The 13,622-nt window shown below is 46.5% G+C and carries 14 protein-coding genes and 1 tRNA gene; 4 read left to right on the forward strand and 11 right to left on the reverse strand.

All coding sequences use genetic code 11. The annotated features are described in order from the left end of the window. Positions 1-229: 229 nt before the first annotated feature. Genes KWJ01_RS12225 through KWJ01_RS12235 form a run of 3 tightly spaced genes read left to right on the forward strand, consistent with a single transcriptional unit; the run spans position 230 to position 2,729 of the window. Positions 230-478: a hypothetical protein gene (locus tag KWJ01_RS12225; protein WP_224996733.1), complete on the forward strand. Its 249-nt coding sequence runs from the start codon at positions 230-232 to the stop codon at positions 476-478. Beyond that, positions 471-1,010, forward strand: a complete 540-nt coding sequence (locus tag KWJ01_RS12230; RefSeq protein WP_224996734.1) for a gluconate 2-dehydrogenase subunit 3 family protein — start codon at positions 471-473, stop codon at positions 1,008-1,010. Before KWJ01_RS12225 ends, KWJ01_RS12230 begins: the two co-directional genes overlap by 8 nt. Positions 1,011-1,016: 6 nt before the next feature. Then, entirely contained in the window at positions 1,017-2,729 is a 1,713-nt protein-coding gene (locus KWJ01_RS12235; RefSeq protein WP_224996735.1) for a GMC oxidoreductase, read from the forward strand. A 107-nt stretch (positions 2,730-2,836) separates the two neighbouring features. Here KWJ01_RS12235 and KWJ01_RS12240 read toward each other — a convergent pair whose 3' ends face one another. From KWJ01_RS12240 to KWJ01_RS12275, 8 genes are all read right to left on the reverse strand, one after another. Next, entirely contained in the window at positions 2,837-3,595 is a 759-nt protein-coding gene (locus KWJ01_RS12240) for a CPBP family intramembrane glutamic endopeptidase (RefSeq protein WP_224996736.1), read from the reverse strand. A 119-nt stretch (positions 3,596-3,714) separates the two neighbouring features. Continuing rightward, a complete protein-coding gene (locus tag KWJ01_RS12245) occupies positions 3,715-4,320 on the reverse strand; it encodes a porin family protein (protein ID WP_224996737.1) in 606 nt (201 codons plus the stop codon). Positions 4,321-4,743: 423 nt separating this feature from the next. After that, complete coding sequence (locus KWJ01_RS12250) at positions 4,744-5,484, reverse strand: DsbA family protein (RefSeq protein WP_224996738.1); 741 nt, start codon at positions 5,482-5,484, stop codon at positions 4,744-4,746. Between the two features lie 215 nt (positions 5,485-5,699). After that, positions 5,700-6,656 (reverse strand): manganese catalase family protein, encoded by a 957-nt coding sequence (locus KWJ01_RS12255; protein ID WP_224996739.1) that lies wholly within the window; start codon positions 6,654-6,656, stop codon positions 5,700-5,702. A 327-nt stretch (positions 6,657-6,983) separates the two neighbouring features. After that, positions 6,984-7,442, reverse strand: a complete 459-nt coding sequence (locus KWJ01_RS12260; RefSeq protein ID WP_224996740.1) for a hypothetical protein — start codon at positions 7,440-7,442, stop codon at positions 6,984-6,986. Positions 7,443-7,498: 56 nt separating this feature from the next. Then, on the reverse strand, positions 7,499-7,840 hold the full coding sequence (locus tag KWJ01_RS12265) for a hypothetical protein (RefSeq protein ID WP_224996741.1): 342 nt from the start codon (positions 7,838-7,840) through the stop codon (positions 7,499-7,501). Positions 7,841-8,128: 288 nt separating this feature from the next. Continuing rightward, entirely contained in the window at positions 8,129-8,569 is a 441-nt protein-coding gene (locus KWJ01_RS12270; protein ID WP_224996742.1) for a hypothetical protein, read from the reverse strand. A 671-nt stretch (positions 8,570-9,240) separates the two neighbouring features. Further along, positions 9,241-9,314, reverse strand: a tRNA-Arg gene (locus tag KWJ01_RS12275). Positions 9,315-9,426: 112 nt separating this feature from the next. Here KWJ01_RS12275 and KWJ01_RS12280 point away from each other — a divergent pair. Further along, on the forward strand, positions 9,427-10,242 hold the full coding sequence (locus tag KWJ01_RS12280) for an outer membrane beta-barrel protein (protein ID WP_224996743.1): 816 nt from the start codon (positions 9,427-9,429) through the stop codon (positions 10,240-10,242). A gap of 277 nt (positions 10,243-10,519) precedes the next feature. Here KWJ01_RS12280 and KWJ01_RS12285 read toward each other — a convergent pair whose 3' ends face one another. The 3 genes from KWJ01_RS12285 to rpoN form a co-directional block, all read right to left on the reverse strand. Next, a complete protein-coding gene (locus KWJ01_RS12285; RefSeq protein WP_224996744.1) occupies positions 10,520-11,299 on the reverse strand; it encodes an enoyl-CoA hydratase-related protein in 780 nt (259 codons plus the stop codon). A 90-nt stretch (positions 11,300-11,389) separates the two neighbouring features. Further along, positions 11,390-12,160 (reverse strand): hypothetical protein, encoded by a 771-nt coding sequence (locus tag KWJ01_RS12290; protein ID WP_224996745.1) that lies wholly within the window; start codon positions 12,158-12,160, stop codon positions 11,390-11,392. Between the two features lies 1 nt (position 12,161). After that, a complete protein-coding gene (rpoN, locus tag KWJ01_RS12295) occupies positions 12,162-13,622 on the reverse strand; it encodes an RNA polymerase factor sigma-54 (RefSeq protein WP_224996746.1) in 1,461 nt (486 codons plus the stop codon).

Genomic DNA, 13,622 nt, shown 5'->3' on the forward strand with positions numbered 1-13,622 from the left:
CAATTTGTTAGAAGTATAGTGTGAAAATTGACCGGGCTCTACTCATAGCAAGGCCTGGCTTTCATTCAATTACCTTTTTTATACTATTATTAATAAAAAGGCTTTTTTTGGCTTCTGCACGGCAGCTCAAGGGCTCGCTAATTTGTAATATAAAGTTATGTAGCTGTTTGTTGTCTCTTCTGATAATTATAGGCAAAATCATACATCAGGTTTTTCTGCTGATGAAGCCATGCTGAAAACTGCTTCACATGAAGCGTCTATGATTTATGCAATAGCCATTGCCGCAGCGTTGTCGTCTGATGGCTTTAGAAGAAAAACAGCTGAAAATATCACAAATGAGCGATGCAAAAGAACGAATTTTCGGAAAAGGCCGTTTTTTGCGTATCTTGTTTGTTGGTTTCATACATCCATTCAGGGTACTGATGATAGACATGAAACTCTTGATGTTGATTTAAAAATTACCCCCATAGATGAATAGACGAATAGCGCTAAAAAACATGGCACTGGTTGCTGCAGGTCTGCTGGTGCTGCCGGGCTGTGATACAAGCGGCTGGAAGGAAACGGCGGTTCAGGCAACAGATCCGCTTTTATCGGCAAAGCAGGAAGGTTTATTGGCAGAGATTGTGGAAACACTTATCCCTACCACCGATACCCCTGGTGCTAAAGAGCTGAAAGTGCATGCGTACGTTCATAAAATGGTAGCCGACTGCTTTGAGGTAGATGCCCAGGAGGTACTTATAAAAGGGCTGGATACTACAGAACAGTTGGCCGATAAGAAATACAATAAGGCATTTGCTGCAGCCAGCATGGAAGAGAAAACAGCTATTCTGGAGCAAATGAGCAAATCTGACGAAGCTACTCAGAAGGATTTTTATGAACTAGTGAAAGGTCTTACCATTCGGGGTTATATGACTTCCGAATACGTGATGACCAACATCACCAAATACGAAATGGTACCTGGCCGTTATCACGGTTGTGTTCCTGTACAATCATCAACACCCCTTTCTTAACAAAGCATGGCAAATATTAACGGAGATTCAGCGAAGGAGAGAACATTTGACGCAATCGTTATTGGATCGGGGATCAGTGGTGGCTGGGCAGCCAAAGAACTTACCGGGCACGGCCTTAAAACCCTGGTGCTGGAGCGTGGCGGCGATGTAAAGCATAATGTAAATTACCCCACAGCTACTAAAAATCAGTGGGAGTTCGATCACCGAGGCCAGCTGCCGCTGGAGGTTCGTAAAGCAAACCCCATTGTGAGCAAGTGCTATGCCTTTTACGAAGGCACTGAGCACTTCTTTGTAAAAGATAATGAACATCCCTATGTACAGGAAAAGCCCTTCGACTGGATCAGGGGCTACCAGGTAGGAGGTAAGTCGCTGCTGTGGGCCCGCCAGACCCAGCGCTGGAGCGACTTTGATTTTGAAGGCCCTGCCCGCGATGGCTTTGCTGTAGACTGGCCCATCCGCTATGCCGACCTGGCGCCCTGGTACAGCTATGTAGAGAAGTTCGCCGGTATCAGCGGAAACAGAGATGGCATTCCGCAGCTGCCCGATGGCGAGTTTCTGCCGCCGCACGAGATGAACTGCGTGGAGAGCCATTTTCAAAACCAGGTTGCCAAAAAATACAAAGACCGGCAGGTAATCATGGGCCGGGCAGCACATATTACAAAGCCACAGCCCATACACCTGGAGCAGGGGCGCGCACAGTGTATGCACCGTACCCTTTGTGAGCGTGGCTGTCCGTTTGGTGGCTACTTTAGCAGCAATGCTTCCACCTTGCCTTGGGCCGCCAAAACCGGCCTTATGACCCTGCGTCCCCACTCGGTGGTACACTCTGTTATCTATGATGAGCAAAAAGGCAAAGCAAGCGGTGTGCGTGTAATCGATGCGAATACAAAGGAGGAGATGGAGTACTATGCGAACATCATCTTTGTAAATGCAGCAGCGCTCAACACCAACCTGATCCTGCTGAACTCAACCTCCAGCCGCTTTCCGAACGGCTTGGGTAACGACAATGGACTTATGGGCAGGTATGTTGCCTTTCATAACTACAGGGGAAGGGTTTCTGCCGAGTACGACGGGCACCTTGATTCTACCACCGAAGGCCGCCGGCCAAACAGTCCGTACATTCCGCGCTTCCGCAATGTGTACAAGCAGGAGACTGATTTTCTGCGTGGCTATGCAGCAGGCTTCAATGCCAACCGTAGCTCCGGCTCGAGCCACGAGGGTATGGGCGCAAGCCTGAAAGCAAGCCTGCACAACCCACAGTTAGGTGGCTGGTATGTAGGCTCTCACATGATGGGTGAAACCATTCCGAAAGAGAGCAACTACGTAGCCCTTGATACTAATAACAAAGATCCTTTTGGTATTCCACAGCTTAAGATCTCAATCGATTATGATGAGAATGATGAGAAGATGGTGAAGGATTACCTTGAGCAAATGACGGAGATGTTTACCAACGCCGGCTTTACCAATATCAAGACAAGCGACTCTAAACAGGCCCCTGGTCTTGATATCCACGAAATGGGTGGGGTGCGCATGGGGCATGATCCTAAAACATCCCTGCTCAATAAATGGAACCAGCTGCATGCCTGCAAAAATGTGTTTGTTACCGATGGCGCCTGCATGACCTCTACGGCAACACAAAACCCTTCACTCACCTATATGGCACTTGCCGCCAGGGCTGTAGATTATGCAGTGAAGGAGCTGAAAAAGCAGAATGTGTAGTAAGGCATAAGCCTAGGAAGAAGTTTTTGCTTTAAGACTTAAAAAGACCTGCAAACATCAGGTCTTTTTTTTATGCCTGATAATTGAAAATGGGCTGGCTCAGGTTATTAAACCAGGGCACTCGCGCCAATGATTATCAGGTGGGTAACCATATGTGCAATAATGGCTGCTTCCAGTCCTTTTTTCCAGTAGAGCCAGCCGTAGATAATGCCAGCCACAGAATTGCCCAGCAGAATGTAGAGGATCAGCAGGCTTGATGCCTCCGGTACCAGTGCAAAAGCAAGGGGCAGGTGGGCTGCTGCAAATAAGAGGGAAGCCAGTACTATTGCTGGCCACAGCGCAATGGGGCTGGCTTTGTGTGTTAGCTTAATAAGTACCCAGGCCAGTAATGTCATCATCCCAAATCTTAGCATTACCTCTTCTGTAATGCCGCCATATAATAACCGCACCACTAAGTTTGGACTGTTTCGGGCAGATAGCTCTGAAAACTCCATGGGCAACAGCTGTTTAAAAAAGGCCTCCACTACTATTATGGCAGCGCCTGCTACAACGCCACCAACCAGGCCGCTTTTAAACTGTTGTGTTAAAACCTTTTGCCAGCTGGCAGGTGCGGGGCTCAGCATCTTTTCCAGGCTTGGTGCCGAAAGTGCTGGTACTTTTGGGTAAAGTATTGTGCCCACAACAACTGCCGCAATTAGTAATATAAGCGGGTTTATGGTGCTTAATAGCCGCAGAGTGGTTTCGGAATAGGCTGCCAGTACCTCCTGTGGAAAAGCAACAGAAGCAAACGGCATGCTTAGCAGGCTAAGAATGCCAGTAAAACCAGCCAGAAAAAGAACAAGACCTATCTTAACGTGGAGTTTCATTTATCATGCAGGGAGTCTTACAGCATGCATTTGCCCGACCTTATGGGCGGGGCTGCTGTGCAGCATATTGCTAACAATAAGCTGTGCGCCCAAAAGTACATCTTAAAAATAGTGCAGACCTATCTTTCGAATAGTTTATAACCTAAATTAATGATAAACTGGTTGGCTCTTACTCCGGACTCCCTGTTTAGCCTGGATAAGCCATATTCGTATCGGGCATCCAGGCTAAACATTAAAATATCTGCTCCCAGGCCCAGCTGCACGCTGTTCACGTTTCTGTCGAAGTTGTAGCGGTTGGGGTCAAGAACTTTAAGATCATTCTCTGTTTCTTTGGTGTAGAGGTTAAAGACAGGTCCGGCAATGGCCCGTATGTTAAAGGCATCTGTTCTTACCAGGTAGTACCCCAGCAGTACAGGGGCTTCAAAAGTATTTATGCGTATTTTACCGGTTTCCTGCACGTTGCCCACCAGGTTATAATTGGCCCCCTTAACCAGGAAGTATATTTCTGGCTGAACATACAGGCGGCCCAGGTTTAAGCGTGCAAATGCTCCTGCAGATATAGTCTGAAAGCTCTCAAATGTAATGTTATCATCATTACGGAGATCTTCAAAGCGATTTACGCTGAATGCTGCTTTAGGGCCAATGGCAAAATACTTCTGGGCATGTGCTGTGTGCGAGGCCAGGTAAATAATTGAACAGCAGAGAATGCTTAATAACGTCTTCATGAAAAAATAATGGTTAAAAAAAATTAGCCAGAGTGCTGTTTAAATATCCTTAAACTATGGAAACCATGCAATTTTTCTGCCTTTAACGGGTGTACAGGCCATTCAAGTGCAGCTTTCCAATTAGCTTAGAGGGATAACGTTTAAACGAAGCGGCAAGCAAATTTGTATCCTGAAACAATAATAAATACTGCGAAAGCCGATACTTCTCTGTTTTGGACGGTACTACACTTACTGCACCTTTTTATCGGCACTAACCCCTAAAGCTTCTTTAGTGCCCCACACAATCGTTTTGGGAAAAGTATGCTGAGCCAGGCGGGGCTGTTTGGTAGGAAATCTTTGCTTTTCTGTAGCAGTAGGATCAGAATGGAGGCTTGAACATAGCTAGCTATTCTCTTGAATTCTTAGCTCATAAGGCGCGGGTGCTTAACGCGCAGCCAAAGCCTCTTCAGTTTCTTTTTCTGTAGTGCTGCCCCAGTAAGAGGCGTATGTATCGGCATCATTGGCCTGTTGTGCTGGCGAAAGGGTGGGATCAACCTGGCGGAGTGCATCGAGTAAAACAGCATAGGGGCGATAGCCGGTGATCATGAATGCCTGCTCACCTTTTTTTCTAAGGATAAGCGTAGGGAAGCGGGAGATGTTACCATAACGCATCTTTTGCAGGTCTTCGCGGAAAGCCTGCTGTCCTTTGCCTTTATGATAATCCTGCAGTAGCTGCTCCGCATCCAGGAGATCCTCCTGTTCAGCTGCCAGTTGTCTGGCTTGTTCAAATAATATCTGTTCTTTCGCTATGTTTTTTCCCTCCAGCATTATCGCTTCGCGCAGGCGGCGCAGGTAAGCTTCTTCCGCCTCGGCAGATTGTAAAGAGGCACATTTTACAGCAATACAGGCAGGATAAGAAGACTGTGGAGGATCATCCCCCCAGATCCGGTCATGCATTGGCTGTCCGCTCATCTGCTGGGCTTCCATCCATACAGGGCCCATTTGCAGCGGGCGGTTTACCGAATACAGCGGATCGCTGAAGTTCTTCCAGCTGGGTAGCAGTCCGGCCATACGGTAGCGCCACTGGATCATTTCCTTAAATTCATACCTTAAGCGCCGCCACTGGGGTTCAAAGGCCCAGCTCCAGCAGCATAAAGGATCGGTATAATACTCGATCTCTATCAAAGGCTCCGTTTGAATTTTGTCTTCTTTTTTAGGCAATTTTCTATTTAACTTTTTTCGTTAATGAAGGATACAGTGTTAATAATAAGCTGCCGATGGGGTGCTTAAACATCTATCAATTGTATAACTCCCTTCTGTAAAGGATATAAAAGAAGAGCAGTTTTATTCTGCTCTTCTCCCTTATAGAATCCAGAAATAGTACTCTGTTTACTAGGACATTAACGGCCAGGCTCGCGGTTTCTGGAATTGTAGTTGCTCCACTGAATATCAGCTTTAGGGATGGATCCTCTGATGTGAGAGCTGCGCCTTTCCCCTAGCTCTTTGTTCATCTGCTCAACCTGCTCCTGGGTACGTGGGGTGCCTGTTGACTTATGCAACTGCAAGCCATCGCTTTCCATTACATAACGAATAGGATCATCCACATACTGCCAGGATTCTCCCAGTTGCGGGCTCTGCCCTTCGTTCCAGGGTCCTCTGAAATCAGCACCACTCGACATGTTGAAGTACATATTGCTGTAGCGGGGATCTCCCTGCAGGACACCTTGCGGGAAATTAGGTTTAATGGTTTCCAGTGCTGCTTCAAACATCTGGAAGTGTGCTATTTCCCTGGTCATCAGGAAGCGAAGTGTTTCCTTTACATAAGGATCATCCGTAAACTGCAGCAGGTACTCATATACTATCTTTGCCCGTGATTCTGCAGCCATGTTAGAGCGCAGATCCACAGTAAGATCACCATTGGCAGTTACATAGGCTGCAGTCCAGGGATTTCCCTGGCTATCTGTATAGGCTGGTCCGCCTCCATTTAAATCAAAAAACTGCGGGTTTACCATCGCTTTGTGGATAAACTCTTCCTTGGCAGCCTTGCCTTTAAGCAGGTCCATAATTTCTGACTGATCAGCCTGGTCTTTCAGCTCCCCGGCGGTGGGTCCTAACAGCATCTGGATAGTAGCACCTACAATCTCCAGGTGAGAGAATTCCTCGGTGGCTATATCCATAAGCATATCATACTTATCGGGATAGGGCATTTTGGCCGGGAAGGCCTGTACAAAATACTGCAGGGCAGCTTTTAGCTCTCCATTCGCTCCACCAAATTGCTCCAGCAGCATGCTGGCAAATTTTGGATCGGGTTTCGACACTCGTGCGTTAAACTGTAGTTCTTTTACGTGATAGAACATAAGCCAAAAAAAGTTAATTGTGGAACATGTTTGAGCAGAGAGTGAGATTATTAGTTTGCAACAGAGAGATGAAAAGAATGTTTTATGAAAATCAGCATCGTTGGAAATTATTTATTGATAAGATATTCTTCACTTGTACCCTCTGCTAGAAGTGCGCTGTTCTCTGTTTGCCTTTTTCTGTGGGAGACAGTACGCAGATCTATGCACTAACAGGAATATGCCCTGGCAGTCGGTATATTAGTGTAGTAAGGCTTAATGGAAAGGATAGCAGTGGCTGATTTTTTTGCAGCACTACTTTTAAAGAGCTGGTATATGATGTTGTGCCTGTTAAGTTATGCTCTCCAGGCGCTGGGTAATCTCATCAATCAGGTCATCGCACCACCTTTGGGCAACCTCTCTTATTTCACTTTCTGTCCATGGCTGGTAGTACTGCTTTTCTATCTCATCGCCATCTTTATCCGGGCTTACCGTGTACATAGCCCTCCCTAATTCAAAAACCAGATTTTTTGATATGTCAAAGGCTGGTACACCTGCTCTTTGAAAACCCTCAAGCCTTAGCCTTAAAGCCATTTGCTGCACATTTCCATTCTCAATGCTGATGGCTGAGTCAGTGTTTGCATCAGGGTCTTTGGTCCAGGTATCCACTGCTTTCTCCAGCAGAAAGTTGTGGAACAGGGGGGTGATTTCCTGAAGATTTTGATGAATGCGTGCTGCCAATGCTGGCAGTGTTTTATTGTAAAGGTGTAGTAATGCGTCTTTATCCCTGGTCTGATGCGCTTCTTCCATATTAAATAAATACAATCAAGCAGGCTTCTAACGTAAATTAAACTGTACAATCATGGCTAACTGTTTTTCCACTGGTTAATATGTGTCAAGGCTGGCTCTACCCTCATTTGATCAGCTACTTCCTTTACTTCAATGGCAATATCCAGAAAGGTGTTAAAGGGCAGTTTTCCCCACTTCAGGTAATGCAGTAAAATAACTTCTGATGCCACATTTATAGGGCATGGAATACCGGTTTCATCAGTTACCCTGAATTTTCTAAATTCTTTGCTGTACACTACAGATTTTTTCAAACGCCATATGCCTGGCAGGGCCGGTCTGCTGATTTCCAGAAATATGATCTTATACCTTGTTTCCTGCCTTAAGGTAAGCTGATAGTTTTTGAGGGTTTCCAGTATCATATGCTTAGTGTTTGCCTAGGGTTGTTTCAGAAGACCGCCCCCATGTTGATAAAGATGTTAACCTGTAAGCATTAATACGTGATTAAGTAGCCTGTGAGTTGTTGGATCCTGTTGGTTTTAGTTTACCGGATGCCGATTAACATTTAGTATCTCTTTTGAAGAATTGTGATGCCAGTAAAAAAATGAAAACCATTACAAAAAAAGACAGGGATACCTTTAGCTCATCTTTAGCCACAAAACGAAGCCGGATAAGGTGTGCTTCTCAGTAAATAACCATCAGAAACACAGTTACCTCATATAGTCGGGTTGGTCAACCCTCTGTCCATCTTCAGAAAACACCAGCCAATAATCCCGCAATTCATCGTCAAAGTGCGCCTGATAGTACTTTTTGCCTTCATAAACAAGAACCTCAGTATCGGCAATAGGGACTTCAGAGTATTCTCTTCTTATAGTAGCCCTGACAGCCTCAGGTAGTTCTGATTCAAGTATGTCGTACTTGTACTTCAGTATTTTCCCCTCCCGGCTCACAAGCACTTCATAGGGAATATTATCTATGTTAAATTCTGCAGCATAGTTTTGATTAAGTGCTTCCCATTCCAGTACTCTCACATCTGGAAACTGAGCTTGTAGTCCGCTTTTTACAGCCTCCGGCACATTTTCAGGTGCTGTCTCATTATCGCACGATACAAACAATACACTTAGTATGATCAGAAATTTAGCTTTTAACATGATTAAAGGGCTACTAAGGTTCAGTAGTAATTACCTCACAGCTTGCTGTTAAAGCAGTTTCCACCTGTGAAGTGAGCAGCTGTGTGCTAGTACTTTTAAGAAGCTAAACTGAATTTTGTTTGAATTTTCAGGAAGATATATAAATAGGATATGCTGGTTCTGTTCGTTCAGATTGGCCCCTCCTGAACTAACGGCTAAGTATTGCAAAGTGCAGCTACATGGCACTTTAATATGCTGCTAACGTTGAATCGCCAGGAATCAAACTATTTATTTTTTGGCTGGATACTCCCATGGCCGGATACTCCCGTGGCCGGATACTCCCGTGGCCGGATACTCCCGTGGCCGGATATTCCTGCGAAAAATGATTCTTGTGCGAACACTCAGAAACTTATGAACCCCATCGGCATAAAGTAGTGCTAGATGCGGGAAAATGGAAAAGCTGCCATTGTTGATGTAGCTGTCAAAAAAACAATGTTTTTCCGAAGTATCCGAATATAAGATTTGCGGTTTAGTATCACAGCTGTACCAACAAAGTGCTCCATTGAAAAGTTAAGCAGCTGCAGAACGGAAAATGATGATTGAATTTTGTGCAAATGCTGAAGTATGTCTACTCCAAGCCCGGGGTCTACAACAAAAAAAAGCTCTTTCAGCAAGTGCTAAAAGAGCTTTTGTGACCTTGTCAGGATTCAAACCTGAAACCTTCTGATCCGTAGTCAGATGCTCTATTCAGTTGAGCTACAAGGCCGTTCCCGTTGATTGGGAATGCAAATCTAAGGAAAGTTTTTTTATCCGCAAATAGAATCGCACAACCTTTGAAAAAAATTTTAACTTTGCTCCATCACGTTTATTTTTATCGCATGAAACAACATGTTCTTATAGTCCTGGCGCTCCTGCTCATGAGTATGCCGGTTTTAGCCCAGGAAACTGCAGGCCAGACTACCACTACACAACAAAGAGAAACCTATCAGCCCGATGTTCGGGGGTCGCTGTTATTTGCAGTTGGCGTAAATGTTCTCCAGGATGCTCCTGAACAATTCAATCTTAAAACCTGGGGCTCCAAAAGCGTAAATATCTACTATCTGTATGATGTAAATTTGGGCGCCAGCAGTTTTTCTTTTCATCCGGGTATTGGCCTGGGCCTTGAAAAATACGAAATAGAAAGCCCTGTTACCCCTGTTTACAGAGAAACAGTAACGGGTATTTCTGAGCCCGGCCCGATTCTTATCCTGGATTCTCTGCAATTTGTATATGGCTCAGGGCTGTACAAGAAAAACAGGCTGTCGGCTAATTACATTGATATACCGCTGGAGTTTAGCTGGGTGAGCAATAAAACCAATCCAAAATCAGGATTTAAGGTAACCCTTGGCGGTAAAGCAGGGGTTCTCTTCGGTTCACAGATGAAAGTTAAATACACCGTAGGCGACGATACCCGTAAAGACAAACTTAAGCGTGACTGGAACCTGAACCCTTTCCGTTACAGTGCACATGCACGGGTGGGATATTCTGCCTTCAATCTGTATGTTGAGTACCAACTTTCTGATCTGTTTGATGCAGGTGAAGGACCTTATTACCGTACAAGGCGAAATAACACTACTGCCGGAACAGCTCCTTTCCTGCCTTACCCTGATGGCATAAGAAACTTACGCTTTGGCCTGGCCATCGATCTGTTCTAATTAAGGCAAAGATCAAGATCTTGCCTCCCTCATACAGACTGCTGAAGCATTAAAAGCTCAGACAGTGAACAACAAAAACTTTAAGGCACCTGGCCATGGAACAACTATCCGGAAACAGGTGCCTTAAAGTTTTTTTGCTTTATGCTATTTCTCTAAACCAGCATCAGGTATTTTTCTTTACATCCCTGCTGCTGTGGAAGGCTGGTCAAAAAAAAAGCCCGGGATTTAATCCGGGGCTAGGGCCTTTATTTTCTTACGCTGGTAGCAGATGGTCTGACTATTTGCCCTGGTACTGGGGCTTTCTTTTCTCCAAAAAGGCACTCACACCTTCTTTATGGTCGGCAGAGTTACCTGCAATTTCCTGGCAGTAGGCTTCGTACTCAAGCATTTCATCAAGCGAAGCAGTTTGTGACTTATTGAGCATTTTCTTGATCATGCCAATGGCTTTGGTGGGGGCAGCAGCATAGTAGTTAACATACTCCTGTACAGCACTATCGAGCTGATCATGGGGTACTACTTTATTGATCATGCCCCATTCATAAGCCTGGCGTGCCGAAATCTTATTGCCCATGGTGCATAGCTCAAACGCCCTTGCCGGGCTTACGAGTCTTGGAATAAAGTAGCTGGAGCCGCTATCGGGCACCAGGCCAATGTTAATGAATACTTCGATGAGGGTAGCCTGCTCGGAAGCTACAATAATATCGCAGGCCAGCGCCAGAGAGCAGCCAGCACCTGCTGCCACACCATTCAGGCGGCAGATGATAGGTTTGGGGAGTTCCCGCATGGATTTGATCAGCGGGTTATACCGTTTGCGAACCGAGTCAAGAAAGCTGCGGTCAGGGTCGGCCTGTGAAGCTTTCAGATCCTGGCCCGAGCCAAAGGCTTTGCCCTCACCGGTAAGCACCACTACGCGCACCTCGTCATCACGCCTTATTTGCTTAAAGGCATCCTGCAGTTCGTAGGTAAGCTCATTATTAAAGGCGTTGTATACTTCGGGCCTGTTCATGCTAAGCCTTACTACACCCTGCTCTTTCTCGTATTTTAAAAATTGATACATCAGTGAAAAAATTTCAATAGCTAGTTTACTAAAATTTATGAGGCTTTGCAGCTTTTTAGCCTATAAATCTGGTAACGGATTTTTTAGCCATCATAAGATGGGGTACAACAACATCACCATGCTGATACAGATAGAGAAACCGGCAAACCAGCCAGTCCAGACTTCCGGTGGTGTGTGGTGGTTGAGGTACAACCTTGCCCACATAACAGCACCCGATAAGATCAGCAGAATGGCGAGCGGGTAAACAAGCTCCTGGTTGTTACAATGGACTACCAGGCCAGCTATAAAGCCGGTTACACCACCTGCAGCAATACCATGAGCACTTATTTTCCAGAAGAGGCTGATGATGGTAAGTACCAGCAAGCAGGCTGTTATGCTTAAGAGGCCAAGTATTACAAATGGTATCTGGGGAAATATTTTGTAGAAGAACAGCGAAATAACCAGGTAGATGGCCGATACAAAAAGAAATGGAACGCGGCGGTCTTCGCGGCGGGTCATGGTGAGGCTGGAGATATTGCCAAACAACCGCAGGGTAAGTACACTAAGCCCGGGTAGGGCAAAGGTGGCCAGAAAAAGCAGGGCCATCAGCCGCCAGCGAATTTCCAGGTTTCCGGCCAGCATTAGCTCGGGCGCAAAGATCAGCACCAGCCCAAACATAAGAGAGGGCAGCGGCAGTGGATGCATCAGAAACGAAAGCACCCATGCCACCGCTGCCAGTGGATCTGACTTGCCGTTTTCGGATGTTCCGGTATCGGACATGCCGGTTTCGGACGTGCCTGACTGGGGTGTGCCGTTTTCAGGAGCCTTGGAGGTAGAGTCCTCGGCCGCATTCTGACGTATGGAGTGTTCTGACTGATTCAATTTAAAGTTCTTTACGAAGGCGGGCAACGGGTATGCCTAATTGTTCCCGGTATTTGGCAACAGTGCGGCGGGCAATCTGGTACCCCTTTTCATTCAACATTTTTTCCAGCTTATCGTCAGAGAGCGGCTTCTTCTTATTTTCGTTATCGATCATATCTTTCAGAACCTGCTTTACCTCGCGGCTGCTAACATCCTCGCCAGATTCTGTAGATATACCCTCGGAGAAGAAATACTTAAGGGGAAGTACCCCAAACTCTGTTTGTACCGATTTGCTGCTTGCCACCCGTGATATAGTGCTGATATCCATGCCTACGCGGTCGGCTATATCTTTAAGGATCATGGGGCGTAGTTTGGTTTCATCGCCCTCCAGAAAATATTCGTACTGGTAATCCATAATGGCCCCCATTACATTTAGCAGGGTGTGCTGCCGCTGCCGGATGGCATCAATAAACCAGCGGGCAGAGTCCAGCTTTTGCTTTACAAAGCTTACTGTTTCCTTTAGCTTTTTGTCTTTTTTATTGCTCTTGTCGTAGGCATCGAGCATATCGGCATAGGAGCGGCTTATGCGCAAATCGGGAGCGTTGCGGCCATTGAGGGTAAGCTCCAGCTTACCGTTGTTGTTGGTAATGATAAAGTCGGGGATGAGGTACTGCGAACGAACATTGGAGCCAGCCGCTGCACCACCCGGCTTAGGGTTAAGGCGTGTTATTACGTCTATGGCAGATTTTAGCTCATCTTCAGTCTCCAGCCCCAGCCGCTTCAGTATCTTTTTATAATGTTTTTTAGTGAATTCCTCAAAATGATCCTCAATAAGGCGGGTAGCCAGCAATACAGCTTCCGTAGGCTCCCGCCGGCGCAGTTGCAGCAGCAGGCATTCCCTTAGGTCGCGGGCGGCAATACCGGGAGGGTCAAACTCCTGGATCAGGTGCAGGATGTGCTCCAGCTCTTCCTCGTCGGTGCGGATGTTCTGCGAGAAGGCCAGGTCGTTGGCTATGGCATCCAGCTCACGCCTGATGTAACCATCAGGTTCTATGCTGCCCACCAGTTGCTTGGCAATGGCCTCCTGGCGCTCATCCAGCCCCAGAAAGCCCAGGTTCGACATGAGCTGTTCGGTAAGGGTGCTGCCGGCTGCCAGGGGCATATCCCGATCCTCCTCGTCAGAGGGACCATCGCCCTGCATTTTATAGCCGGCATAGTCGTCGTCGCGCAGGTAATCGCTTACATCCAGGTCTTCGCCATAGCGGTCATCTTCCCCCTCGCTGCCAAAGTCATCGTCTTCGGCAGCTGCAGCAGTTTCCTCATATGATTCATCAGCCCCTTCTTCCAGGGCAGGATTGCTTTCAAGTTCTTCTTCGATGCGGGCATCCAGCTCAGCCGTTGGTACCTGCAGCAGTTTGATAAACTGTATCTGCTGGGGCGACAGCTTTTGGGTGAGCGTTTGGCTAAGGTTCAGTTTTTGCAT

The sequence above is a fragment of the Cesiribacter sp. SM1 genome (assembly GCF_020178975.1).
Classification (GTDB): domain Bacteria; phylum Bacteroidota; class Bacteroidia; order Cytophagales; family Cyclobacteriaceae; genus Cesiribacter.